General features: G+C 62.1%; 19 protein-coding genes, 1 tRNA gene and 1 pseudogene. 13 read left to right on the top strand and 8 right to left on the bottom strand.

What is annotated here, in order from left to right; all coding sequences use genetic code 11:
- Positions 1-150: 150 nt before the first annotated feature.
- A tRNA-Ala gene (locus tag UYS_RS0209595) sits at positions 151-226 on the top strand.
- 170 nt (positions 227-396) lie between these two features.
- On the opposite strand, the gene UYS_RS0209590 is transcribed toward UYS_RS0209595, so the two are convergent.
- The 4 genes from UYS_RS0209590 to UYS_RS0209575 all read right to left on the bottom strand — a co-directional run bounded on the left by UYS_RS0209590 (position 397) and on the right by UYS_RS0209575 (position 4,126).
- On the bottom strand, positions 397-1,155 hold the full coding sequence (locus UYS_RS0209590; protein WP_016855292.1) for an SDR family NAD(P)-dependent oxidoreductase: 759 nt from the start codon (positions 1,153-1,155) through the stop codon (positions 397-399).
- Between the two features lie 297 nt (positions 1,156-1,452).
- A complete protein-coding gene (dkgB, locus tag UYS_RS0209585) occupies positions 1,453-2,262 on the bottom strand; it encodes a 2,5-didehydrogluconate reductase DkgB (protein WP_016855291.1) in 810 nt (269 codons plus the stop codon).
- 20 nt (positions 2,263-2,282) lie between these two features.
- Positions 2,283-2,876 (bottom strand): NAD(P)H-dependent oxidoreductase, encoded by a 594-nt coding sequence (locus UYS_RS0209580; RefSeq protein WP_016855290.1) that lies wholly within the window; start codon positions 2,874-2,876, stop codon positions 2,283-2,285.
- Between the two features lie 287 nt (positions 2,877-3,163).
- Positions 3,164-4,126, bottom strand: a complete 963-nt coding sequence (locus UYS_RS0209575) for a LysR substrate-binding domain-containing protein (RefSeq protein ID WP_016855289.1) — start codon at positions 4,124-4,126, stop codon at positions 3,164-3,166.
- Between the two features lie 205 nt (positions 4,127-4,331).
- Between UYS_RS0209575 and UYS_RS0209570 the strand changes: the two genes are divergently transcribed.
- The 5 genes from UYS_RS0209570 (at position 4,332) to UYS_RS0209550 (ending at position 10,556) form a co-directional block, all read left to right on the top strand.
- Positions 4,332-5,546, top strand: coding sequence for an aromatic ring-hydroxylating oxygenase subunit alpha (locus UYS_RS0209570; protein WP_016855288.1), 1,215 nt, complete (start codon positions 4,332-4,334; stop codon positions 5,544-5,546).
- Between the two features lie 364 nt (positions 5,547-5,910).
- Complete coding sequence (locus tag UYS_RS0209565) at positions 5,911-6,999, top strand: quaternary amine ABC transporter ATP-binding protein (RefSeq protein ID WP_237738446.1); 1,089 nt, start codon at positions 5,911-5,913, stop codon at positions 6,997-6,999.
- Between the two features lie 80 nt (positions 7,000-7,079).
- Positions 7,080-8,039: a glycine betaine/L-proline ABC transporter permease ProW gene (proW, locus tag UYS_RS0209560; RefSeq protein WP_016855286.1), complete on the top strand. Its 960-nt coding sequence runs from the start codon at positions 7,080-7,082 to the stop codon at positions 8,037-8,039.
- A gap of 139 nt (positions 8,040-8,178) precedes the next feature.
- Positions 8,179-9,135, top strand: a complete 957-nt coding sequence (proX, locus tag UYS_RS0209555) for a glycine betaine/L-proline ABC transporter substrate-binding protein ProX (RefSeq protein WP_202802778.1) — start codon at positions 8,179-8,181, stop codon at positions 9,133-9,135.
- Between the two features lie 80 nt (positions 9,136-9,215).
- Positions 9,216-10,556, top strand: a complete 1,341-nt coding sequence (locus UYS_RS0209550) for an MmgE/PrpD family protein (protein WP_016855284.1) — start codon at positions 9,216-9,218, stop codon at positions 10,554-10,556.
- A gap of 220 nt (positions 10,557-10,776) precedes the next feature.
- On the opposite strand, the gene UYS_RS0209545 is transcribed toward UYS_RS0209550, so the two are convergent.
- The 3 genes and pseudogenes from UYS_RS0209545 to UYS_RS18490 form a co-directional block, all read right to left on the bottom strand.
- Entirely contained in the window at positions 10,777-12,402 is a 1,626-nt protein-coding gene (locus UYS_RS0209545) for a BCCT family transporter (protein WP_016855283.1), read from the bottom strand.
- Positions 12,403-12,540: 138 nt separating this feature from the next.
- A pseudogene (locus tag UYS_RS0209540) lies at positions 12,541-12,711 on the bottom strand (formaldehyde dehydrogenase, glutathione-independent); the annotation flags it as partial.
- 94 nt (positions 12,712-12,805) lie between these two features.
- On the bottom strand, positions 12,806-12,982 hold the full coding sequence (locus UYS_RS18490; RefSeq protein WP_156821591.1) for a hypothetical protein: 177 nt from the start codon (positions 12,980-12,982) through the stop codon (positions 12,806-12,808).
- Positions 12,983-13,357: 375 nt separating this feature from the next.
- Here UYS_RS18490 and UYS_RS0209535 point away from each other — a divergent pair, with 375 nt between their 5' ends.
- From UYS_RS0209535 to UYS_RS17225, 5 genes are all read left to right on the top strand, one after another.
- A complete protein-coding gene (locus tag UYS_RS0209535; protein WP_016855281.1) occupies positions 13,358-14,248 on the top strand; it encodes a dihydrodipicolinate synthase family protein in 891 nt (296 codons plus the stop codon).
- Positions 14,249-14,275: 27 nt separating this feature from the next.
- The gene (locus UYS_RS0209530; RefSeq protein WP_016855280.1) at positions 14,276-15,604 is read left to right on the top strand and encodes an NAD(P)/FAD-dependent oxidoreductase; all 1,329 of its coding nucleotides are present in this window, start codon (positions 14,276-14,278) and stop codon (positions 15,602-15,604) included.
- A 40-nt stretch (positions 15,605-15,644) separates the two neighbouring features.
- Positions 15,645-17,150 (top strand): aldehyde dehydrogenase, encoded by a 1,506-nt coding sequence (locus UYS_RS0209525; protein ID WP_016855279.1) that lies wholly within the window; start codon positions 15,645-15,647, stop codon positions 17,148-17,150.
- 83 nt (positions 17,151-17,233) lie between these two features.
- Positions 17,234-18,346, top strand: coding sequence for an FAD-binding oxidoreductase (locus UYS_RS0209520; protein ID WP_016855278.1), 1,113 nt, complete (start codon positions 17,234-17,236; stop codon positions 18,344-18,346).
- 180 nt (positions 18,347-18,526) lie between these two features.
- On the top strand, positions 18,527-20,095 hold the full coding sequence (locus tag UYS_RS17225) for a BCCT family transporter (protein ID WP_016855277.1): 1,569 nt from the start codon (positions 18,527-18,529) through the stop codon (positions 20,093-20,095).
- A gap of 315 nt (positions 20,096-20,410) precedes the next feature.
- Here the strand turns inward: UYS_RS17225 and UYS_RS17220 are convergent, their stop codons facing one another.
- Complete coding sequence (locus UYS_RS17220) at positions 20,411-21,289, bottom strand: LysR family transcriptional regulator (RefSeq protein WP_016855276.1); 879 nt, start codon at positions 21,287-21,289, stop codon at positions 20,411-20,413.
- A 148-nt stretch (positions 21,290-21,437) separates the two neighbouring features.
- On the opposite strand from UYS_RS17220, the gene UYS_RS0209505 reads away from it, so the two are divergent.
- Positions 21,438-22,334 (top strand): HalD/BesD family halogenase, encoded by an 897-nt coding sequence (locus tag UYS_RS0209505; protein WP_016855275.1) that lies wholly within the window; start codon positions 21,438-21,440, stop codon positions 22,332-22,334.
- A gap of 102 nt (positions 22,335-22,436) precedes the next feature.
- Positions 22,437-24,128, top strand: coding sequence for a choline dehydrogenase (locus UYS_RS0209500; RefSeq protein WP_016855274.1), 1,692 nt, complete (start codon positions 22,437-22,439; stop codon positions 24,126-24,128).
- Positions 24,129-24,418: the final 290 nt, after the last annotated feature.

The following is a 24,418-nucleotide window of genomic DNA, read 5'->3' as shown; positions in this document are numbered from 1 at the left end:
CATCATCGCTTCATGACCGTCGTGCGGGCCTGCTTGCGGCCGTGGCCGGGCTCGGTGCGATGTGGAAAAGATGATTCAAGGCTTGACGCTTGAGACTTTTCACCGTAGTATTCGCCTCGTTCTCGCAAGGCAGTACCGGCGAGCAACAGTGGGGCCTTAGCTCAGCTGGGAGAGCGCAACACTGGCAGTGTTGAGGTCAGCGGTTCGATCCCGCTAGGCTCCACCAAACGAATCTCGAAAAGCCGCCCGATGCCATGCATCGGGCGGCTTTTTTTTGCGTGCGATTTTCCCCTCTCTCTTTCCCTCCATTATCCCGGTCCGCTCGGCTTGCTCACTGTCGCCGGACCGGTTCGGGAGCCGCTCGCCGAGCGGCGGCCCGGCGAGCGGGCATGCCCGTCAGTCGCGGTCGATGGCGAAGGGCGCCCAGGCTTGCCGCACGGGCATCACGTCCATGCGGTTGATGTTGATATGCACGGGCAGGGTCGCGACGTAGAAGATCTGCTCGGCGATATCCTCGGCGGACAGCGGCGTCGTGCCTTGGTAGAGAGCGTCGTGGGCGTCCTGGTTGCCGCCGGTGCGCACCAGGGTGAACTCGGTCTCGGACAGGCCGGGGGCCACGTCGGTCACGCGCACGCCGGTGCCCAGCAGGTCGCAGCGCAGGTTGTAGCTGAACTGCTTGACGAAGGCCTTGGTGGCGCCATAGACATGGCTGCCGGGGTAGGGGGTGTCACCGGCCACCGAGCCGAGATTGATGATGCTGGTGCCGGCACCCTGTTCGATCAGCGTCGGCAACAACGCATGAGTGACGTTGGCCAGCCCGCGGACGTTGGTGTCGATCATGGTGTGCCAGTCGGCGAGGTCGACCCGCTGCGCCGGCTCGGGCGCCAGGGCCAGGCCGGCATTGTTGACCAGGCAGGTCACGCCACGGAAGTCGTCGGGCAGGGCCTCGACCACGGCCTTCACCGCGGCGTCGTCGCGCACGTCGAGCACTGCCGTATGAACCGGCACCCGGTCTTTCAGTGCCTCACGCAGTTCGTCGAGGCGCTCCTCGCGACGGCCGGCGAGCACCAGTGACCAGCCCGCCTCGGCGAAGCGGTGGGCACAGGCGAGTCCGAATCCGGAGGTGGCACCGGTGATGAAGGCGATACGGTTCATGGCTGACTCCTTTGCGGCATGAGCTCGAGGGGCAGCCAGCATAGCGCGTCGAGGCGGCGGGGATCGATGGCGCCGATGGACCACGGGCGGGACCGGCATGGCCGCCCCGCCCGTGGTGGCGGCTCCCGCTAGCCGGATTGAGCCCTTGAGGGCGCTCATCAGGCCGCGGGCGACCGGCTCCGAGGAAGGCGGGTTCTGCCCGGTGATCGGCTGGCCGCGGGCCCGGTACGCCGGGCCCGCGGAGACAATGTCGGCGGCGTGTCAGCGTGTCGCCGTCACCGTCGGTTCAGGCGTGGCTCAGTCCCAGGCCGGGGCGAAGTCCGGGTTGGCGATGCGCGCGCCGCGGTCGAGGGCGGCGATGGCCTGCATCTCCTCGTCGCTCAGGGTGAGCTCGAGGGCGACCAGGTTGCTGCGGATGTTCTTCGCCTTGGTGGAGGACGGAATGGTCACGATGCCCTGCTGGTTCAGCCAGGCCAGGGCGACCTGCGCCGGGCTGGCGTCATGGGCATCGGCGATGCGCACCAGGGTCTCGTCTTCCATGACCTTGCCGACGGCCAGCGGCATGAAGGCGGTTACCGCGATGCCGTGGCGTTCGCAGTGCTCGATCAGCGCGCGGTTCTGCAGGAAGGGATGCACTTCCACCTGGTTGGTCGAAAGGGCGCCCTCGCCGAGAATCTCGACGGCCCGGTCGAGCTGGGCGCGAGTGAAGTTCGAGACCCCGATATGACGGGTCTTGCCGGCCTGCTGCACGTCCTTGAGCGCCGTCAGGTAGTCGGCCATGGGTACTTCGTCGTTGGGCGAAGGCCAGTGGATCAGCAGCAGATCGACGTGGTCGGTGCCGAGCCTGTTCAGGCTCTCCTCGACGCTGGCTTCCAGGTCGCCGGGGGCGAGACGGTCGTACCAGACCTTGGTGGTCAGGAAGATCTCCTCGCGAGGGATGCCGCTCTCGGCGATGGCCTGTCCGACCTCGGCCTCGTTGCCATAGAACTGGGCGGTGTCGATATGGCGATAGCCGAGCTCGAGCGCGGTCTGAATGCTCTGCTTGAGGGTGTCCCCCTCGAGGCGGAAGGTGCCGAAGCCGGGATTAGGCAGCGTTTGGGTCGTCATGCGAGCTCCTTGGGTCGGATTCAGGCGTTGTGGCGTTCGTCGAGGACGTGTATCAGGTGAGCCTGGTACGCGTCCCGGTGGGTATCGATGGCCGGTGCCTTGATCACGTCGTTGGCCAGGAAGGTCGGCAGGGCGCTCATGCCGAGGAATTCCAGCGCCTTGTGCACCGGGAAGTAGACGGCGTCGACGCCGCGGCCCTCGAAGAAGTCACCGGGGGCGTCGAAGGCTTCCTGCGGCGCGTTCCAGGTCAGTGACAGCAGGTAGCGCTTGCCCTGCAGCAGGCCGCCGCTGCCGTACTGTCGGGTCGGGTCCTGACGCGAGCGGCCGTCGCTGGCGTAGAGCTTGCCATGGCCCGTGGTCAGCACTTCATCGAGATAGCGCTTCACCGTCCAGGGAGTGCCCATCCACCAGCCCGGCATCTGCAGGATGATGACGTCGGCCCACAGCCACTTGTCGACCTCGGCGTCTGCCGAGTAGCCATCGTCGATGCGTGTCTCCTGCAGGGCGTGGCCCTGTTCGGCCAGGGTGCCGCGGGCGGTCTCGTGCAGGGTGTCGTTGTAGCGGCCGCCGGAGTGGGCATAGGCCTTGGCACCGTTGAGCAGCAGGATGTTCATGGGCTTTCGTTAATCTCCTAATCAGTCGTACGCCCAAGGGTGAGGATCGTGACTGAGCGCTTCAATCATCATCACATGCAAAATATCTTTGCACCTGGTGCAAAAATGACGCGACTCCCTGCATCGAATGGCCCCGAGGAGGCGAGCGTGGACGCGGCTGCGCCGATGGTGCCCTGTTCAGCTGTCACTTCCGCGTCTGGCGCGGGCTGACGCCGAGCGCATTGCGGCGCAAGGCTCCGGCGCCTCGACTTCGCCTACGTTGGTCACGTCGGCCGTGGGGTGGTGCGTCACGCTCTTGCTTGAGCCAGGAACCAGTCCTGGAAGCGGCTCAGTGCCTCGTCATCGGCCTTGTCTTCACGCAGAGCCAGATAGTGACGGGTCTCTTCCAGCACTACCTCTTGTTCGACGGGGCGAACGAGTCGCCCCTGTTCGACGAGCGGTCGCACCAAATGGTCCCAGCCCAGCACCACACCCTGGCCATTAAGCACCATCTGAATCAGCAGGTTGTAGTCGTTGGCATTGAAGTAGTGAGGGCCGTCGTAGGGCCGATCCTCGATATCCGAGTTGTGGATGGCAAGCCAGACACCCCAGTCGACGTGTTCGGCCACCTGGGAGCGGCCATAGGGGCTGAGATTGAGCAGCGGGCCATCGCGAAGCCCCTCCATGGTGCCGATCTCGGGATGTGTCTCGAGAAAGGCTGGTGTGCACACCGGATAGATGACGTCATGGAACAGCGGCAAGCTGCGGTAGCCATCACGGACCCGAGACATCTTGGTAATGAAAATATCGGGATCCACGCCGGGCTCCAGCGACAGGAAGTTCTGGGTCGTCACCAGATTGAGGTCTATGTCCGGATGGGCGCTGAAGAATTCGGGCAAGCGATGCGACATCCATTGCGCCGAAAAAGCGGGGGAGCAGCAAAGCGTCAAAGAGCTTCTGGCACTCGTACGAGGGGCCTGCCGGATGCGGCCCGCCGCCTGGGCAATATTGATGAACGACAGTTGGGCGGCATCGAAGAATATTGAACCGGCGGTGGTCAGTTCCACGGAACGACCCGCCCGCCGGAAGAGCGGCGTTCCCAGATAGCTCTCTAGCTCCCTGACCTGTCGGCTGATGGCGGCCTGGGTGACGCACAGGGCCTCGGCCGCGCGGGTGAAGTTCTGATAGCGGGCAGCCGCGACGAAGGCCTTGACGGCTCGAAGCGAGGGCATCTTGATGAGGGTTTGGTCAGGATCGGTGTGCTGGGTCATAACGGGAGGTCATCAACATTCGGAATAAAAAGTTAATTTTGTCCAGGTGACGAGATACCTAGACTCGGTGAACCAACAAACAAGACGGCCAACCGCTTTACCAAGGCTACTCGAAAGTTTCTGCAGGCGACAGGCGATGCCCCCGCTATTCGTGACCGTTAGGGAGCCCATGGCAGAGCATTCGAGACAAGCAGGAGTCGATACAGTGACTAACGAAATCAAGACCCTGGACGTTGTCCAGCAACGCAAGCCCCGTCACGCGCTCCCTCGTGAGCTGTACTCGGATGTCAGCGTGTATCGCGATGACTTGGTCCAGTTGTGGCACAAGGAGTGGATCTTTGCCGGACACACGTTTGAGCTGGAGAAAGCGGGGCAGTATCTCACCTTGCAGATCGGTGACTATCCCATCGTCGTGGTTCGAGGGGCGGACGGCGAGCTTCGCGCCTTCCACAATGCCTGTCGTCACCGTGGGTCGAAAGTCTGCCAGGCGGCTAGCGGCAAGGCGGCCAAGCTGGTGTGTCCCTACCACAAGTGGACCTTCGACCTGGACGGCAAGCTGCTGTTTGCCGGCAATATGGGCAGCGATTTCGATACCAGCAACCATGGCCTGAAGCCCGCCCACTGCGAGGTGGTCGAGAGCTATGTCTTCGTCTGCGTGGCCGAGACGGCGCCCGATTTCGAACCGTTTCGTCAGGCCGTCACGCCGTTCATCGCCCCCCATGGACTGGAAAACTGCAAGGTGGCTTATGAGTCCAACCTGGTGGAGAAGGGTAACTGGAAGCTGGTCTTCGAGAACAACCGCGAGTGTTATCACTGTGACGGCTCGCATCCCGAGCTGATGAATTCTTTCGTCGAAAACCTGTCGGTGGCAGGCGTGGCCGATGCCGGTGACCCTGAGCTAGAAGCGTTCTGGGATCGCTGTGAAGCGGCAGGGCTGCCCAGCCGTATGGCGATGGATGAAGAGTCCGGTCAGTACCGCATGACGCGCATACCGCTGTCATCGAAGGCCGTCAGCTACACGATGGACGGTAAGCCCGCCGTGTCTCGCCGCCTGGATGAAAGTGGTGTGGAAGATATTGGCGCGTTGCTCTATTTCCACTATCCCAACACCTGGAATCATTTTCTTGGTGACCATGCCCTGAGCTTCCGAATCTTGCCGCTTGGCCCGCACGAGACACTTGTCACCACCAAGTGGCTGGTGCCGAAGGATGCCCAGGAGGGCATCGACTATGATCTCGATCACCTGACTCGTGTCTGGCTAGCGACCAATGATCAGGATCGCCAGCTCGTCGAGGCGACTCAGGCGGGCGTGATCTCACCAGCCTACGAGCCGGGCCCGTATTCCGATCTGGCCGAGAATGGTGTCTGCCAGTTCGATGACTGGTACTGCGAAACGATGAAAAAAAAGCTGAATTCATGAGTTTCCTGCAACAATGATGGCAATCGCTTAAATCGGGATAGTACTGTTCGTCGGTCCATCCTGTCGCTTCCTCAGTTGTCATCATCTTGCCCCCTCCATTCCCGTCTTCGGGTGAGGGGGCTTTTTTATGTCTATAGCCCGAGCCTCTGGTGAGGGAGGCATGATGAAAAGTTATCTATTGGGCGCATTAAAGGTCGTTAGACGCGATGTTTGGATTGGGGGTAGCGTTGAGAAAGACCAATGTTTGCCCTTTCTGCGAAACAATAAATCCAATGATAATGAGAGGTGAAAGATGGATTCGGGAGAAGAAATTCTATCGGTAGAGCATATCTACAAGGTTTTTGGACCTCGTCCAGACGAAGCCATGAATATGCTCGAGGCGGGAAAGAACAAGGACGATGTGTTTCAGGAGACAGGTCAGGTCGTCGGCGTCTTCGATGCCAGCTTCTCGGTGAAGAAGGGCGAAATCTTCGTGATCATGGGGCTGTCGGGGTCCGGAAAGTCGACCATGGTGCGCCTGTTCAACCGTCTGATTGAACCGACTTCCGGCAAGATATTTCTCAACGGCAGCGAGATCACCGGGCTGACCGACAAGGAGCTGCTCGGCGTGCGGCGCAGGGACATGAGCATGGTGTTCCAGTCCTTCGCTTTGATGCCGCATCTCACAGTACTCGACAATGCCGCCTTCGGTCTCGCTGTCTCCGACCTCGGCGAGCAGGAGCGCAACCGTCGCGCCCGCGAGGCTCTGGAGCAGGTCGGCCTCAAGGGCCACGAATACAGCTTCCCCCACCAGCTCTCCGGCGGCATGCAGCAGCGCGTTGGCCTGGCCCGGGCGCTCACCAACGACCCCAGCATCCTGCTGATGGACGAGGCCTTCTCGGCCCTCGACCCGCTGATCCGCACCGAGATGCAGGACGAGCTGATCCGCCTCCAGGCCGAACAGCAGCGTACTATCATCTTCATTTCCCACGACCTCGACGAGGCGATCCGCATCGGCCACCGCATCGCCATCATGGAAGGTGGCCGCGTGGTGCAGGTCGGCACGCCCCAGGAGATTCTCAACAATCCCGCCTCGGAGTACGTCGAAGCCTTCTTCAAGGGCGTAGATTCCTCCAAGGTGCTGCGAGCCGGCGACGTGGCGCGCTTCGAGTCCGAGGTCGTTGTCCGCGAGCCATCTTCGGATGAGGCCTCTTTGCCCGCGCCCTATGCCTTCGTGACGGATGGCGACCATCGCTTCGTCGGCCTGATCGACAGCACCGTGAACGGGGAGGGCGCGTCGCCCAGGACCTTGGCGCCCGATCAGCTGCGCACCATCACCTTCGATACCCCCCTGCACGAGGTCCTGGATATCGCCGCCTCCGTGCCCTATCCCTTGCCCGTCCTGACCCAGGACGGCGTCCTGCACGGCACGCTCAGCAAGGACGCGATCCTCAAGTCGCTCAGCCACCACTGAGGCGGTGTGTCCGCCACGGTACCGAGCGGACCGACACAACAACGACAAGCAAGAACACGACAAGAGGGTAAGTAGGCCGCATGTCCGAACTGACGATTCTCGACCCCTTTCAGGTCCTCCATATCCCGCTCGGCGACTGGGTGGAGGCCAGCCTGCAGTATCTCGTCGACAACTTTCGCGGGGTGTTCCGCGCCGTACGCTGGCCCATCGATCAGGTACTCAACGGCATCGAGGGGCTTCTCCAGTCGGTGCCGCCAACCATCGGCATCCTGCTCGGCTCCCTGCTGGGCTGGCAGGTCGCGGGGCGGCGCATGGGCATCTTCTGCGCCTTCACGCTGATCCTGCTGGGGCTGATCGGCGTCTGGTCCGAGTCCATGACCACGCTGTCGCTGGTGCTGACCGCGGTCTTCTTCTGTGGCCTGTTCGGCGTGCCGCTGGGCATCCTGTGCGCCCGGCACGACAAGCTCGAGAAGGCGGTGCGCCCGGTGCTCGACGCCATGCAGACGCTGCCGGCCTTCGTCTACCTGGTGCCCGTGGTGATGCTGTTCGGCATCGGCAACGTGCCCGGGGTTCTGGTCACCATCGTCTTCGCGCTGCCGCCGCTGGTGCGCCTGACCAACCTCGGCATCCGCCAGGTGCCGGCCGACAAGATCGAGGCTGCGCGCGCCTTCGGCTGCACTCCGGGGCAGATGCTGCGCCGTGTGCAGCTGCCGCTGGCGACCCCGACCATCATGGCCGGCCTCAACCAGACGCTGATGCTGTCGCTGTCGATGGTGGTGATCGCCTCGATGATCTCCGTCGGCGGCCTGGGCCAGATGGTGCTGCGCGGCATCGGTCGCCTCGACATGGGGCTGGCCACCGTGGGCGGCCTGGGCCTGGTGCTGTTGGCCATCTTCCTTGACCGCCTGACCCAGGCGATGGGCGAGCGCAGCGCCGTGGCCGGCGACCATCGCCGCTGGTTCCAGAAGGGTCCGCTGGGCCTTTTCCTGAGTCTGTTCGGTATCGGCAAGGTCAAGCCGCAGGCCGAGCAGCAGAGTTGACCGCCGTGCATGTCGCCCGCGCGGCATGCGCTCACGACCCGCATGACACTCCATGCATGACAACAACAGGAACAGCATCATGATGTCACAGCAACGTAAGTCCCGTTGGGGTTACCCTCTGGCCGTCTCCGTCCTCGGCATGCTGCCCCCCGCTGGCGTCTTCGCCGCTGAGCAGCCCGGCGAGGGCGTCACGGTCACGCCGATCTTCCCGACCATCACCGAGGAGCACTTTCGTGGGCAGGTAGCGATCATCGGCCTGGAGGAGCTGGGCTACGAGGTAGAGCAGCCCAAGGAAACCGACTATCCGACCATGATGATGGCGCTGTCCTACGGCGACGCTGACTTCACCGTTCACCTCTGGGACAAGCTGCACGATAGCTTCTACCAGCGTGCCGGCGGCGACGACTCCATGGTCAAGGCCGGCGACGTCATGGACGGCGTCATCCAGGGCTACCTGATCGACAAGAAGACGGCCGAGGAATACGAGATCGAATCGATGGACGACCTGCGCGACCCCCAGATCGCTGCGTTGTTCGATACCAACGATGATGGCAAGGCCGACCTTACCGGGTGTAACCCCGGCTGGGGCTGCGAGGTTACCGTCGATCACCATCTCGCCGCCTACGACTTGATGGACACCGTGGCCCAGAACCGCGGTTCCTACTTCGCGCTGATGGCCGACACCATCACCCGCTACGAGCAGGGGGAGCCGATCCTGTACTTCACCTGGGTACCGCAGTGGATCACCGCGGAGCTGGTGCCGGATGAGGACGTGGTGTGGCTGGAGGTGCCCTACACCGACCTCCCTGACGGCAACAACGACGTCGACACCGAGTACAACGGCAAGAACCTCGGTTTCGCCGTCGACACGATCAAGGCCGTGCTCAACCGCGACTTCGCCGAAGAGAACCCTGTGGCCCGTGAGTTCCTCTCCCATCTGGCCATCAGCGTCGATGCTGAGAGCGCCCAGAACCTGAAGATGCAGCAGGGCGAGAGTAGTCAGGAAGACATTCGTGGCCATGCCGAGCAGTGGGTCGAGGCACACCGCGAACAGTTCGATGAATGGCTGGCTGAAGCCCGCGCCGCCGCGGAGTAAGCCTCTCGGCCGGTGCCCGCGCCGGGCACCGGCGGTTTTAGCGATCATCTCCTGCGGTGGCAGGGGAAGAGAGGGCTCTTATGATGTCGCTCTTTGCCTTTCAACGGCACCTTCAGTTCTCGGAGTTACCCCCTTCGACCCGGCAAACCTTAAAGCGAAGCCTGCTGGATATCTTGGGCATCGCCGCAGCGGCTCGGGATACCCTCGCCACGCGTGCGCTGACGCGCTATGCGCTTGAACACTATCCGTCAGGAGCACTAGCCAGCCGGCTGTTTTTCGACGGGCGCCAGGCGCATCCTCTTGGAGCGTCATGGGTCGGAGGCTTCTGCGTCGATAGCATCGACGCTCACGAAGGTCATTTCGCCTCCAAGGGGCATGCCGGGGCCACCGTGGTGCCGGCCCTGTTTGCGCTGGTCGACGCCTCCCGGGAACGAGGGCGGACGATCAGCGGTGAGGAGTTTCTGAGTGCTCTGTGCATTGGCTATGAGTCGGCGCTGCGGGCCGGTAGCGCCTTGATGGCTACGACGCAGGACTATCACGCCTCCGGTGCTTTCTCCGGCGTGGGTGTGGTCTGTGCCGGGGCAAGGCTCATGGGGCTTGATGAGACTCACTTTCGCCATGCTCTGGGGATCGCCGAGTACTTCGGTCCGCGTTGCCCGATGATGCGACTGATCGATCATCCCAGCATGCTGCGTGATGCCCACGGGGCTGGTGCCTTCAGCGGCGTCAACGCTCTGATGCTGGCACAGGCCGGCCTGACCGGCGCTCCGGCAAGCACGGTTGAAGACGAAGGCGTAGCGCCTTTCTGGGGGGATCTCGGAGAGCGTTGGGAGATCGATGCCCAGTACTTCAAACTCTGGCCAGTTTGTCGCTGGGCACAACCGGCTCTTACCGCTGTCAGTCAGATGATGACCTCGTGCCCTGGGGGTATCGAGGCCGATGCAATCGAGCATATTCGAGTCGAGACCTTCCATGAGTCGATGCGACTTCAAGGCCATGTTCCAGCTAGTTCGGATGAGGCTCAGTATGGGCTGGCTTTCCCGCTGGCGGCGATGATCATTCGTGGCCGCCTCGGGGCTGGTGAGGTTAACGGAGAGGCGCTGCATGATGAGCAGATTCTCTCACTCTGCCAACGTATTGAAATCGTCGAGGTCGCTGACCTCTCGGCACGCTTTCCGGCAGAGATCCTGTCCCGCGTGCATCTGACGTTCAAGAACGGAAGGCGACTCTCCAGCGATACCGTTGCCGCCAAAGGCGATCCAGAGTCGCCCCTGTCGCAGGCCGATATGCTTGAGAAGTTCCGGGATCTGGCCGGCGAGCACCTGGCGGATGAGCGGCTCTCGGCCATCATCGGGGCCGTCTATACCCTCGAGCAGGCGGAGGATTGCACCGCACTAATGAATCTAGTGCTCGAAGCCTGAGGCCGCGATAGGATGGCATTTGACGTTGGGCCGCATGCGATGCGGCCCTTTTTTCGTACGCAGGTTATCGTGACAAAACAGAGGCTGAAGCAGGCAGTCGGTGCCTCGTAAAACATCGGCATTTTTTGCGAACCACCAATAAAGCCAGGATCCGCCCCAACGATCGAGGCCCGGCGTGAGCCGGGCCTCGGTTGGGTGGGAGGGCGTCAGGCACGATGCATCATGCGCCTCGCTCGGTCTCCAGCGTCTGGGGCGGGTGGGCGATCGGCACCGCCTTGGCGATCGGCTCCTTCAGCAGCGAGCGATACAGGCTGATCGAAATCACCAGGATGAAGATCGCGATGGGGAAGCCGGCGATGATCGAGGCGGTCTGGATCGTTTCCAGTCCCCCGGCGTAGAGCAGGGCGCCGGCGATGCAGGCGATGATCACGCCCCATAGCACCCGGATGACCTGCGGAGGCTCCTGATGACCGCCGCTGTCGAGGATGCATAGCACCAGGGTGCCGGAGTCTGCCGAGGTGATGAAGTAGGTCGCCAGCAGCACGACCACCATCAGCGACAGGATGTCGCCCAGTGTGCCTGGGTCGATGGCCTCGAACATGGCGAACAGCGCGGTGGGAGTGTCTTCCTGGGTGGCCTTTAGGACGGCGCCGCCGGTGAACTCGCTTTCGGCGACGAGTTCGCCGCTGGTCACGGCCTGCTCATGGGCATGGCGCACTTGCTGCTCCTGGAACAGCGCGCTGCCGCCGAACACCGACATCCAGACGAAGGTCACCAGGGTCGGCACCAGCAGGGCGCCGCCGATCAGCTCGCGGATGGTACGCCCCCGGGAGATGCGGGCGATGAACATGCCGACGAACGGTGACCAGGTCATCCACCAGGGCCAGTAGAAGGCGGTCCACCAGTTCTGCCAGCCGCTGTCGGCGTTGGCGTCGCTCCACAGGCTCATGCCGATCAGATTGTCGGCGTAGCCGCCGGTGCTCTGCAGCAGGGTATTGAGAATGTAGCGGGTCGGGCCGATGGCGAGCACCAGGATCACGATCACCGTCGACAGCAACATGTTCCACTCCGACAGCCGGCGGATGCCGCGCCCGACACCGGACATCACCGACAGTACGGCGAAGAAAGTGATCAGCGCGATCATCCCTAGCTGCATCCCCATACCGATCTGGACGCCGAAGACGCGGGTCAGTCCGCTGCTCATCTGGATCACGCCCATCCCTAGCGAGTTGGAGATGCCTAGGGCGGTAATGGCCACCGTCAGGATGTCCACCACGTCACCGATACGGCCGTGAATGCGCTCTCCGATGAACGGGTACAGGCACGAACGCAGCGTCAGCGGCAGCCCCTTGCGATAGGAGAAATAGGACAGCACCAGGGCCACGATAATGAAGGTCGCCCAGGGGTGTAGCCCCCAGTGGAAGAAGCTGATGCGCATCGCCATGTTGGCGGCTTCGTCGGTCAGCCCTTCGGTGAAGGGATTGCTCTCGTAGTGCAGCATCGGTTCGCCGACCGACCAGAACAGCAGGCCGATGCCCATGCCGCCGGAAAACAGCATGCTGACCCAGGACAGGAAACTGAACTCGGGGCGCTCATCATCCTTGCCCAGTCGGATATGGCCAAAGCGGCTCATCATCAGGTACAGCAGGAATGCCAGGACGGCGCTGACCAGTCCCAGGTAGAACCATTTGGCGTTGTTGAGGATGACGGTGGATATGTCCTGAAAGATGTCGCCGGCCCGATCGGCCATGATGGCGCAGAAGGTCACGAAGCCGATGACCAGTATCTTGGAGGCTATGGTCACGGTGGGATTGAGTCCCTTGAGAAGGCCACTCTCGGATTGCATGGAGTCACTCTCGATTGTTGTTGCTATTAGGACATTGGCAGAGGCCTAGGATGTCCGATGCACGTCGGATGGAGGGGGGGAGTTGTTCACTGATCCGGAAGACCCGTATCAGAAGACAATGCGCAGCGCCTGTCGAAAGCGGCCCCGCACCATACGCTTTGCGCTGCCACAGATGTTGGTGGTGACGACGTTGAGGATCACGCCGTGTTCGCACTTGCGATTGCCGAGGGCGAGTTCCGGGTAGGCGATGGATTCGTCGGCGACCTCGCCTGGATCCTTGTAGACGACTCCGCGGTTGGCTGTGCTCATGATTGGCTCCTGTTGTCCGGCTGAGGCATCGAGGGGAACGGCCCCTGGGTCACCACAAGGGCTGCTCGGTGGCAACGGTCTGGTCAGTGATGTCTCATTGCCGATTGTTGTAGACGCCCCTCGAGTCTATGCAGGCAAAACTCTGCGCCACATCGATTATTTCTTCGGACAGTTGATGAGCTGGCGTTATGACGTTGCGCTGCCGAGCTTCAGGAGCGTCGGCGGTCGGTGAAGCCTCGACAAAAAACAACTGTGCATGGATGACGTTCACCCGAGTCACCTTATCCTTGGTCAGGCTGCTTTATTAATGAATATCAATAAGTTGGGGTATGTCTCGAATCTCGCCGCGGTGTGTGACCGATATGATCCAGTCGATGCTGACAATGACATCACTCTGCGTTCGACCGGAATTAAGTGATCGGCCTTGCCAAGATTGGTCAGGCGTCGAGCATCGCAATAACCAGCCAAGTAAAGAGTCAGTCAGCGTGAGCTGGCTGGTATAAGCCGCTGCTGGGCCTTTTATTCATAACTCCCGGTCATGTTTTGGCGATAAAAAAGGTTTCTTCCGTGGTGATTGGATCGCTGTTTACTCTGACGGGCATGACCTCTGGTCGTGTCGCAATACTTCATTCAACTAGGTGACGATATGAATTTCGATGGTATCTGGACGCCGGTCGTGACTCCCCTCGACGAGCAGGGCGCCCTTAAGCTGGAAGCACTGGATCTCCTGGTCGATACCCTGATTGAGCAGGACGTCCATGGCCTGATCATCGGCGGTACCACTGGTGAGTACTACGCTCTGACCAAGGACGAACGCAAGCAGGTCTTTGACCGCGTGGTGGGCCATGCCAAGGGCCGCGTGCCACTGATGGCCGGTGTCAATGCTACTACCACCGAAGACAGCCTGGAGCTGGGCCAGTACGCCAAGGCCGCAGGCTTCGATGCCGTCCTGGTCGCCGCGCCGTACTACTGCCAGCCGGCCCAAGATGAGTTGCTCACGCACATCGAGGCCGTCGACGACGCCCTCGACATGCCGATCATGCTCTACAACTTCCCCGACCGCACCGGCGTGCCGATGGAGTTCGATCTGATCGACGCCCTGCGCGGGCGCCCCAACATCCAGGCGATCAAGGAAAGCACCGGCTCCGTCGAGCGCATGCACGAGCTGGCCAACAACCACGCCGATCACATCCAGCTCAGCTGCGGTATGGACGACCAGGTGCTGGAGTTCTTCGTCTGGGGCGCCCGCAGCTGGGTCGCCGGGGCGTCCAACTTCCTGGCACCGGAGCACGTCGCGCTACACAAGGCCTGCGTCATCGACCAGGACTTCGTCGCCGGCCGCGAGCTGGCCGCACGTATCCTGCCGATCCTCAACCTGCTGGAGCAGGGTGGCAAGTTCTGCCAGTACATCAAATACGGCTGCGAACTCGCCGACATGCCGGTGGGCAACGCGCGCCGTCCGTTGCTGCCGCTGAATGACGACGAGAAGGCCTCCTTCAAGAGCGCCTACGAAGCCCTGGTCGCGCACCGCGGCTGATTCCACTCGGCGCAGGAGCCCTCATTCATGCAGCTGACATGCAACAAATTGCCCCAGAACGACGGGCGCTGTGGCTGGTACGAGACGCTGCCTGCGCCGGGGCCGTCTACGCCGCTCAAGGGAGAGGTCAAGGCCGACTGGGTCGTGCTGGGCGCCGGCCTGGCCGGCCTGGCCGCAGCTCGTCGCCTCGCCGAACTTCAGCCGGAGGCTTGTATCGCCCTGATCGATGCACGTCGCGTCGGCTTCGGCGCCGCTGGCCGCAATTCCGGCTTCATGATCGACCTACCCCATGACCTCAACTCGCACGACTACACCGGCGATCGGACCAGCGACCTGCAGCAGATCTGCCTCAATCGTTCGGCGATCGAGTATGTGCGCGGGATCGTCAAAAAACACGGAATCGAGTGCGACTGGCGCGAGCAGGGGAAGCTTCATGGTGCTGTCGAGGAGCACGGACAGCGTGCCCTGGAGGCCTTCGCAAAGGGGCTGGATGGGCTCGACGAGCCCTACCGCAAGCTCGATGCCGCTGAGATGAAGGCCGCGACCGGGACCGATTTCTTCAGGGCCGGCGTGCATGTACCGGGCACCGTACTGCTGCAGCCGGCGGCTCTTGTGCGCGGGCTCGCCGCCACACTGCCTGAGAACGTGCAGCTTTTCGAGGATAGCCCGGTGCGGCGCATCGAGGTCGGCAAGCCGCATACGCTGGTCACCGACCAAGGTCGGCTGCAGTCGCCCCGACTGGTGCTGGCTAACAACGCCTATGCCTCTCAGTTCGGCGCCCTCGATCTCAAGGGCCGCATCCTGCCGATCTATACCTACGGCAGCATGTCACGTCAGCTGAGCGACGACGAACTGGCGGCGCTCGGCGGTGATGAGAGCTGGGGGCTGATTCCGGCCGATCCCATGGGCACGACCCTGCGTCGGCTGGGCAGCGGACGCATCTGCGTGCGCCACACCTTCACTTACAACGCTGACCTCAGCGCCGATCCCGGCAAGATGGAACGTATCCGTGCCGCCCATCGTCGCTCATTCGACGAGCGCTTCCCGATGCTGCCGGGTGTCGAGATGGAGTACACCTGGGGTGGGGCGCTGTGCGTCACGCGCAATGGCGGGACGCCGTTCGGCGAGCTAGCGCCCGGCGTGTACAGCGCCCTGTGTCAGAACGGCCTGGGCCTCGCCCGAGGCACCATCACCGGTAAGTTGGCCGCCGAGTATGCTCTCGGCGCCGAGAGCGAGCAGCTCGACATCATGCTTCAGCAGCCCAAGCCGGTTGCCAATCCGCCGGAGCCCTTCCTGGGGTTAGGGGTCAGTTCGACTCTCGCCTGGAAAGAATGGAAGGCCGGCAAAGAACTCTGATTTCCCTTACGCACGATTCACGATCCGGAGGAGCAAAACAATGTCCGATATCCTCACGAAAGATGCCATCGCCCAGCAGGTTGAACGCTTGGAGTTCCGCAATCTGGCCTTCATCGACGGTCGCTTCGTCGCCGCACGTTCCGGCGAGACCTTCGAGACCCTGAACCCCGCCACCGGCAAGGTGCTGACCGAGGTCGCCGCCTGCGGCGAAGAAGACGTGGATCTGGCCGTCCAGGCCGCGCGTCGCGCTTTTGAGTCTGGTGTCTGGTCGGGCCTCGCCCCCGCCGAGCGCAAGGCGATCATGCAGCGCTTCGCCGACCTGATCGAGGAGCACACCCTGGAGCTTTCCGTGCTGGAGGCCCTCGAGGCAGGCAAGCCGATAGGCGAGTGCTTCAACGTCGACATTCCCGACACCGCCAACACCATTCGCTGGCACGCCGAGGCCGCCGACAAGCTCTACGACGCCGTGGCCCCCACCGAGCAGGGCGTGGTAGCCACCGTGACCCGCGAGCCGATCGGCGTGGTGGGCGCGGTGCTGCCCTGGAATTTCCCCGCCATGATGGCTGGCTGGAAGCTGGGACCGGCGCTGATTACCGGCAACAGCGTGGTGCTCAAGCCCGCCGAGCTGACCTCGCTCAGCACCACCCGCCTCGCCGAGCTGGCCCATGAAGCGGGCATCCCAGCCGGCGTGTTGAATGTGGTGACCGGCCTGGGCCACGTGGCCGGGAAGGCTATTGGCCTGCACCCGGACATCGACCTGTCCGCCTTCACCGGCTCCACCGAGGTCGGTCGCAAGTTCCTCGAGTACTCTGCCGCCAGCAACCTCAAGCGCGTGGTCCTCGAGTGCGGCGGCAAGAACCCTCAGGTGGTGATGCCTGACGTGAGCGACCTCAAGGCCGTGGCCGGCGATGTCCTGGCCTCTGCCTTCTGGAACATGGGTGAGAACTGCTCCGCCGGCTCGCGACTGATCGTTCACCGCTCCATCAAGGACGCCCTGATCGACGAGCTGCAGGCCCAGCTGGCCTCCGACTGGGCCATGGGCGATCCGCTCGACCCCGACGTTCAGCTCGGTGCCCTGATCGAGCAGGCCCACATGGACAAGGTGCTCGGTCACATCCAGCAGGCCGAGTCCGAGGGGCTCAAGGCCGTCACCGGCGGCGAGCGAGTGCTGCAGGAGAGCGGCGGCTACTTCGTGCCGCCCACCATCTTCGACGACGTCTCCGCCGATGCCTCCGTGGCACGCGACGAGATCTTCGGCCCTGTGCTGGCCGTGATCCCGTTCGACACCGAGGAAGAGGCCATCGCCATTGCCAACGACACCTGTTACGGCCTGGCGGCCTCGTTGTGGAGCGACGACCTCAACACCGTGCATCGCATGTCACGGGCGATCCGCGCCGGCACGGTCTCCGTGAACTGCTTCTCCGAGGGCGACATCACCACGCCGTTTGGGGGCTACAAGCAGTCCGGCTTCGGCGGACGCGACAAGTCGGCCTATGCGCATGACCAGTACTGCGAGCTCAAGACCACCTGGATCCAGCTGGGCTGATCCGGCCTCAAGAATGACAAGATCGCGACTTGCCACCCTCAGCACCTGCCGGGGGTGGCAGCCTCCGTATAGGACGTTTTCTCATGAACAGCTTCGCTAGCACCGAATTCCTCAACCCTATCAATACGCAGACCTGGGCGAACGGCCGCCATCTGGTGCGCTGCCACAAGATCATCCAGGAAACGCGGGATGTCAGGACCTACTGTTTCACCATGCAGCAGCCGGTGCTGTTCTTCTTCAAGCCGGGGCAGTTCGTGACGATGGAGCTGGAGATCGACGGCGAGCAGGTGATGCGTTCCTACACGATCTCCAGCGCTCCGTCGATTCCCTATAGCTTCTCCGTCACGGTGAAGCGTGTGGCGGGAGGCGTGGTCTCTAATTGGCTGCATGACAATCTTCAGGAAGGCGATCTGGTCGCGGTGCATGGTCCGGTAGGGCAGTTCAATTGTATCGATTATTCCGCCGAAAAGGTGCTATTGCTTTCCGGTGGCGTGGGCATCACTCCGGTGATGTCCATGGCGCGCTGGTTCTTCAATACCAACTCCGATGTCGACATGGTGTTCGCCCACAGCGCGCGTACGCCGAGTGACATCATCTACCGTGCGGAACTGGACTATATGTCCACCCGTATCGATAACTTCAAGCTTCACCTGATCTGCGAGCGTACCGAAACGGGGCAGATATGGGGCGGTTATCGCGGATACTTGACCAGGGAGATGCTGCAGCTTATCGCGCCGGACTTTCTCGACCGCGAGATATTCTGCTGCGGACCGACACCCTATATGCGGGCGGTGCGTCAGCTGCTTCAGGATGCCGGATATGACTTCTCCCGCTATCACGAGGAGTCCTTCGGAGCGACGCCAGCCTCCGATATCGCCGTGGCCGAGGAGCATGCTGCCGAGGCCCTGGTGCGGGATGACGAGGCAGTGGAAGAGGCCCACTGGGTCACCTTTCAGGAGTCCGGGAAATCGGTTCAGGTGGCCGATGGCATCACGCTTCACGAGGCGGCCGTCAATGCCGATCTGACGATTCCCAAGGCCTGCGGGATGGGAGTCTGCGGCACCTGTCGGGTGCGCGTCCTGGAAGGGGAAACCACCATGGAACATAATGGCGGCATCAGCGAGGAAGAAATTGCCGAGGGCTATGTGCTGAGCTGCTGCACCACTGTCAAGGGGAGCGTGGAGGTGGAGTACTGAGTCGCAAGCGTGACGGGCCAGAGCCTAGGCTGCCCCAAGGAGGCAGCCCCGGCCATCATGAGACAACAAGAAGGAKNATSCYCATGANNNAYMAYRAYRAAMMGAANGASTSNGTCSWCGRCGGGGSRGCAGGGGATTCCCTCGCCYCAGGGGSCGGCCAACCTCATYRATACCGACTAYGTGATYGGMCAGGACAAYGTTGYCTTCAAGCGYTTCGGGTTCGATCTGGATGTGCACGGCAAGGTGTTCTCYATCTCGGCGCTGACGATCCTCTTCTTCGTGATCATTACCCTGGCGTTGCAGGAAGAGATTGAACCGATCTTCGATGCAATATTCGGTTTTCTGACCGGCTATCTCGACTGGTTCTTCCTGCTGGCGGCCAATATCATCCTGCTCGTGGCGGTAGTGCTGATCTTTACCCCGCTAGGCAGGGTGCGTATCGGCGGCGCAGATGCCAAGCCGGACTTCAGCTATGCCGGCTGGTTCGCGATGCTGTTCGCCGCCGGCATGGGGATCGGCCTGGTGTTCTTCGGCGTCAATGAGCCGCTGACCCACTTTGGTACCTCGCTGGGCGGCACCACGGTGGAGAACGGTGTGCGTACCGACTGGGCGCCTCTTGGGGGAGCTGCCGGTGACCAGGCAGGCGCCATGTCGCTTGGCATGGCGGCCACTCTCTATCACTGGAACCTTCACCCCTGGGCCGTCTATGCAATGGTCGCTCTTGCTCTGGCGCTGTTCTCCTTCAACAAGGGGCTGCCGCTGACCATGCGCTCGATCTTCTATCCCCTGTTGGGGGAGCGGGTCTGGGGCTGGCCGGGGCACTTGATCGATATCCTGGCCGTCTTCGCCACCCTGTTCGGGCTGGCCACCTCGCTGGGTTATGGGGCTTCTCAAGCGACGGCGGGGCTCAATTACCTGTTTGGGATCCCCGACGGCAACGTCACCATGGTACTGCTCATCCTGGGTATCACCCTGGTGGCCCTGATATCGGTGATGGCGGGGGTCGACAAGGGCGTGCAGCGCCTGTCCATGGTCAACATGGTACTGGCCTTCATGCTTCTGCTGTTCATGATTGTGGTCGGTCCGACTCTGCTGATCATGACCGATTTCTTCACCAACCTCGGTTCCTACCTGTCTCACCTGCCGGCGTTGTCCATGCCGTTCGGACGCGAAGATGACAACTACCGCCAGGGGTGGACCGCCCTCTATTGGGCCTGGTGGATCTCCTGGTCGCCGTTCGTCGGTATGTTCATCGCCCGCGTCAGCCGCGGCCGCACCGTGCGTGAGTTCCTGATTTCGGTGATGATCGTGCCCACGCTGGTTTCCACGCTATGGTTCACGGCCTTCGGCAACACCGCCATCGATCAGCTCGTCACGGACAACTTCCAGGGTGTCAAGGAAGCGGTTGTCGAACTGCAGCTGTTCGTGATGCTTAGTCAGTTGCCCTGGACCGCCATCACCTCCTTCGTCGGCATCGTGTTGGTGATGGTGTTCTTCATCACTTCTTCGGACTCCGGCTCACTGGTCATCGACTCACTGACCGCCGGCGGCAAGGTGGATGCACCCAAGGCGCAGCGTATCTTCTGGGCCCTGATCGAGGGGGCCATCGCCATCGCGTTGTTGCTGGGTGGCGGACTAGGGGCGCTGCAGACAGCCGTGCTCGCTACCGGTCTGCCGTTCACGTTGGTGCTGCTGGCGGCCTGCTTCGCGGTCATCAAGGGGCTGAGGAGCGAACCCAAGAGCCTCTGATCGACGAGACAGTWTTCGGGGGGAGTCCTCGGTGATCRGTTWTCCGCTTGGTGAAACAGCACCGGACGTTTGGCCGGCCATTCTTTCATCGTTTCCACTGGTGTTTGATGGTGCAGCGTCACCAAGATGATGAGTCTGCGCCGTCGATCCCTCTTGACTCGATATTCCTACATACAGCGACACACGGCCCAGAGGACTTGGTTCTTGGCGTCATGACTTGCCAGTGATCGCATGCTGCTCTGTGCTGCGTTGCAGTAGCCTTTCGGCCAAGCTTGCCTTGGCGGAGAGGATCACTGGTGCGACGAGAGGTTGGCCTCAGGTAGAAGTGGCTGGAGGGTCAAGCGCTTGGTTGGCTTGTGCCATCAGCATGTCCTTCAAGGCTGGCCCGACCCGTTCGAGCAGCATCACGCTGACATGCAGGTCCAGGGCCGCTTCGCGGATTGGAGGCAGGCCGAGACGGTGCCCCAAGTCCCGCAGGTCGGCCCCAAGGGTGCGTTGGGAGGTCACGGTGATGCCCATCCCCAGGACCAGCGGCGCATGTAAGGCGGAGCTGCTGTGCCCGGTATAGACCACTTCCCAAGGACGTTCCGCGTAACGCAGTGCGGCCAGGGCTCGTGCGCGAAAGGGGCAGCCATCCGGATATAGCGCCAATGGTACCGGTTGAGTGATATCGAGAGTGAAGTCGGGATGGCCGGCCCAGACCAAGGGTTCCTGTGACACCTGATCACCCGCGGGGAAGTTGGGATAGCGGGCGGTGAAGATGATATCGAGCTCGCCTCGAGAGAAGCGTTCGAACAGAGCCACGCTGGAATCGCAGTGCACTACCGGCGTCAGGTGGGGGGTCTCGCGAGATAGCACCGCGAGAAAGGCCGGCAGCAGGGTGTGGGCATAATCGTCCGGAACACCCAAGCGCAGCGGCTCTCGCTTGGTGCCCTGAACGGCCGCCGTGGCCTGTTCGTGGAGTTGGAGCATCTGGCGAGCGTAGGGGAGGAGGGCTTCGCCAGCGGTAGTCAGGCTCAGGTGACGGCTGGTCCGCACCAAGAGCGGGCGCCCCATGATGTCCTCAAGCCGCTTGATCTGCTGGCTGATGGTGGCTTGGGTGCGGTGCAAGTGGCTGGCCGCTGACGTGAATCCGGCACAATCGATCACGCTGACGAAAGTGCGGTAGAGATCCAGATCGAAGGGGTGCGCCATGAAGCATAAGCTCTGTGCATGTTATCGATCCAACAATATTGTTTTATCTATTCTAGCGCAACGCTGACAATTTCCTCCGTCCGGTCGGCAGGGCATCACCCAAGGTCGGTGTCCCGCTTGCCCCATGCCAAAAAGGAGGATGTTACCGATGAGCGTTACCACCGCCGCCGTATCAGACCGCGATCTCTCGACGCCGTCACTCGCCGATGTCCTCGATCTAGAGCGTTACCCCTTGCATGATCTAGAGGGCGCGCGCATGACCGAAGTGATCGAGGCCTGCCGTGCTCAGCTGCGCGAGGATGGCTGCATTGTCCTCGAGGGGTTCGTCAAGGAAGCGGCGCGGGAGGCGATTCGCAGTGAATCACTGGCTTTGACCCCGCATGCCGCCTTTACCGAGTCGCGAGTCAACGCCTATTTCACCGAGGACGACCCCAGTCTGCCCGAGGGAGACCCGCGACGGATGTTCATGTCTCGCACCAGTGGCTTCGTACCGCGAGACTGCTTCGACGAAGGGTCGCTGATCCGGGCCATCTATGAGTCGCCGTTGACTCAGCGCTTCCTGGCACGCTGCTTCGAGGTACCGGCGCTCTACGACTACGCCGACCCTCTGGCGGGCTTGACCCTTAACGTGGTGCCTTCAGGAGCCGAGTTCCCCTGGCACTACGACACTAATCACTTTGCCGTGACTCTGATGACACAGCCCTCCGAGCATGGAGGCGAGTTCCAGTACGCTCCCAATATTCGTACCCCCGACGATGAGTGCTTCGAGTCGGTGGCCGACGTGATCGAGGGCAATGGCGGACAACGGGTCACTACCCTGGAGCTCGCACCTGGCGACCTGCAGCTGTTCCGTGGGCGCTATTCCCTGCACCGCGTGGCGCCGGTCACCGGCCCCAGCGACCGACTGCTGGCGGTCTTCGCATACTGCGAAGAGCCGGGCATGATCGGCCGGATGGAGCGTACCCGCCAGCTGTTCGGGCGTGTCACGCAGGCACATGTGGATGCCCAGGCCAACCTCAGCCGTAATGATACGCTGGTGGATTGATATCCCCGGCCGGGAGAGGCTCCTGGCGGTATCAACAGGCGGGCCTGCCATCGGCGAATGGCGGGCCCTTCTTAGTGCGCGGATTACTCGGGAGTGGCGATTATGGGCCCAGAGTACGATTACATCATTATCGGCGCCGGCACTGCCGGCTGCACGCTTGCCCATCGGCTCAGTGAGGACGGTCGGCATCGGGTTTTGTTGGTCGAGGCTGGCGGCGACGACCGCAACTGGGTATTGCAGATGCCAGCTGGTCTTCGTTCGGTGTTCAAGCCGACCAGCCGCTTTAACTGGTGGTTCGAGACAGAGCCCCAGGCGAATCTCGACGGCCGCCGTATCTCTCAGCCGCGGGGTAAGGCGCTGGGCGGCTCTTCTTCGATCAATGGCATGACCTTCCTGCGTGGCAATCCATTGGATTATGACCAGTGGGCGGACCAACTTGGTTGCACGGGATGGTCTTACGCCGAGTGCCTTCCTTATTTCAAGCGCAGCGAGCGTTTCCATGGGCCGGCATCCCCTTATCGCGGGCAGGATGGTGCCGTGGGCATCCAGCGTCAGGAGCAGCTCAGTCCTCTCAATGCGGCCTTCCTCGAGGCGGGGCAGCAGGCAGGCCATCTGCTGGTCGATGATGTGAATGGCTATCGCCAGGAAGGGGTGGCGCGTTTCGACATGAGCGTCGAGGGGGGCATGCGCTCCAGTTCGGCTCGGGAATATCTGCATCGGCAGCCTAGACGAGACAACCTGACAGTGAGCTCGGAGACTAAGGTAGAGCGACTGCTGATCGAAGGTCAGCGGGTGGTCGGGGTACACCTGAGCCCTGGAAATGGGCCTGCCCGCGACGTGAAGGCGCATCGAGAGGTCATCCTCAGCGCCGGTGCCTTCGCCAGCCCCCAGCTGTTGATGCAGTCGGGGATCGGTCCCGCGGACCACCTTGAAGACTGTGGTATACGGGTCAAGCATGACCTGCGTGGCGTCGGCGAGAATCTGCAGGATCATCTCGAGGCTCATATCCAGGTAGAGACTGACGCGCCGGTATCCTTGAATCGCGAACTCCGCCCGGATCGGATGCTGTGGGCCGGGCTTTCCTGGTTTATAGCCAAGCGGGGGATGGCCGCCGTCAACCAGTGTCATGTCGGTGCCTTCATGCGCAGCGATGCGACCCAGACGCACCCCAATCTGCAGATCCACTTCTTCCCGGTGTTCTTCGGTGCGCAGTGGCTACCGGATCGCCGCACCCATGGCTATCGGCTTGGCGTCGGGCCGATGCGGCCGACTAGCCGAGGCACGGTTCGGCTCAATCCAGGAGACCCCATGGGACGGCCGTTGATCGATCCTAATTACCTCGCAACCGAGAGTGATCGACAGGAGATGCGGGAGGGACTACGCATGAGCCGCGATATCCTGCGCCAGTCGGCCTTTCGCCCCTTCCATCGACGTGAGGATACGCCGGGCCGGGATTGCATCAGCGACGATGAGCTGGATACTTTCATCCGACGAGACGCCAGTAGTGCCTATCATCCCTGCGGGACCTGTCGAATGGGCAGTGATGCGGACAGTGTGGTTGATACCGAACTGCGCCTGCGTGGTATCGAGGGACTCAGGGTCGTGGATGCGTCGGTTATCCCCCGCTTACCGACCGCGAATATCAACGCCTGTGTGTTCATGATCGCCGAGAAGGCTAGCGACCTGATTCGAGGCCAGACATTACCACCAGAACACCTCGACTACTACCGGGCACAGGCCACCTCGACGGCAAGTGTCGAGCCTGTCTCCGATCGTGCCACTTGCAACGTCTAGTCCCTTGCAGACTTCTCGCTAGGCACATCGCCAGGAATCGACCAAGGCTTCTTCGTACAAATGCATGTCTTCAAGGGAAAGGTATATCTCCTGAATCATGAATAGCTCATTCACAGAGGATTCTCATGAATAACAATGAACAGACGAGTGAGTCGTCCGCAGGGGGGCAGGGAATTCCCTCGCCCCAGGGGGCGGCCAACCTCATTGATACCGACTATGTGATCGGACAGGACAACGTTGTCTTCAAGCGCTTCGGGTTCGATCTGGATGTGCACGGCAAGGTGTTCTCC

This window comes from Halomonas smyrnensis AAD6 (assembly GCF_000265245.1).
In the GTDB taxonomy this organism is placed as follows: Bacteria; Pseudomonadota; Gammaproteobacteria; order Pseudomonadales; family Halomonadaceae; genus Halomonas; species Halomonas smyrnensis.
This window is presented reverse-complemented; position numbering and strand designations above follow the sequence as displayed.

What these genes read in the sequence shown, in the direction of transcription:
- UYS_RS0209590 (WP_016855292.1), bottom strand. Translation starts at nt 1,155, where the DNA reads ATGAACCGTATCGCCTTCATCACCGGTGCCACCTCCGGATTCGGACTC.
- dkgB (WP_016855291.1), bottom strand. Translation starts at nt 2,262, where the DNA reads ATGACGACCCAAACGCTGCCTAATCCCGGCTTCGGCACCTTCCGCCTC.
- UYS_RS0209580 (WP_016855290.1), bottom strand. Translation starts at nt 2,876, where the DNA reads ATGAACATCCTGCTGCTCAACGGTGCCAAGGCCTATGCCCACTCCGGC.
- UYS_RS0209575 (WP_016855289.1), bottom strand. Translation starts at nt 4,126, where the DNA reads ATGACCCAGCACACCGATCCTGACCAAACCCTCATCAAGATGCCCTCG.
- UYS_RS0209565 (WP_237738446.1), top strand. Translation starts at nt 5,911, where the DNA reads ATGAATATGCTCGAGGCGGGAAAGAACAAGGACGATGTGTTTCAGGAG.
- proW (WP_016855286.1), top strand. Translation starts at nt 7,080, where the DNA reads ATGTCCGAACTGACGATTCTCGACCCCTTTCAGGTCCTCCATATCCCG.
- proX (WP_202802778.1), top strand. Translation starts at nt 8,179, where the DNA reads ATGCTGCCCCCCGCTGGCGTCTTCGCCGCTGAGCAGCCCGGCGAGGGC.
- UYS_RS0209550 (WP_016855284.1), top strand. Translation starts at nt 9,216, where the DNA reads ATGATGTCGCTCTTTGCCTTTCAACGGCACCTTCAGTTCTCGGAGTTA.
- UYS_RS0209545 (WP_016855283.1), bottom strand. Translation starts at nt 12,402, where the DNA reads ATGCAATCCGAGAGTGGCCTTCTCAAGGGACTCAATCCCACCGTGACC.
- UYS_RS0209535 (WP_016855281.1), top strand. Translation starts at nt 13,358, where the DNA reads ATGAATTTCGATGGTATCTGGACGCCGGTCGTGACTCCCCTCGACGAG.
- UYS_RS0209530 (WP_016855280.1), top strand. Translation starts at nt 14,276, where the DNA reads ATGCAGCTGACATGCAACAAATTGCCCCAGAACGACGGGCGCTGTGGC.
- UYS_RS0209525 (WP_016855279.1), top strand. Translation starts at nt 15,645, where the DNA reads ATGTCCGATATCCTCACGAAAGATGCCATCGCCCAGCAGGTTGAACGC.
- UYS_RS0209520 (WP_016855278.1), top strand. Translation starts at nt 17,234, where the DNA reads ATGAACAGCTTCGCTAGCACCGAATTCCTCAACCCTATCAATACGCAG.
- UYS_RS17220 (WP_016855276.1), bottom strand. Translation starts at nt 21,289, where the DNA reads ATGGCGCACCCCTTCGATCTGGATCTCTACCGCACTTTCGTCAGCGTG.
- UYS_RS0209505 (WP_016855275.1), top strand. Translation starts at nt 21,438, where the DNA reads ATGAGCGTTACCACCGCCGCCGTATCAGACCGCGATCTCTCGACGCCG.
- UYS_RS0209500 (WP_016855274.1), top strand. Translation starts at nt 22,437, where the DNA reads ATGGGCCCAGAGTACGATTACATCATTATCGGCGCCGGCACTGCCGGC.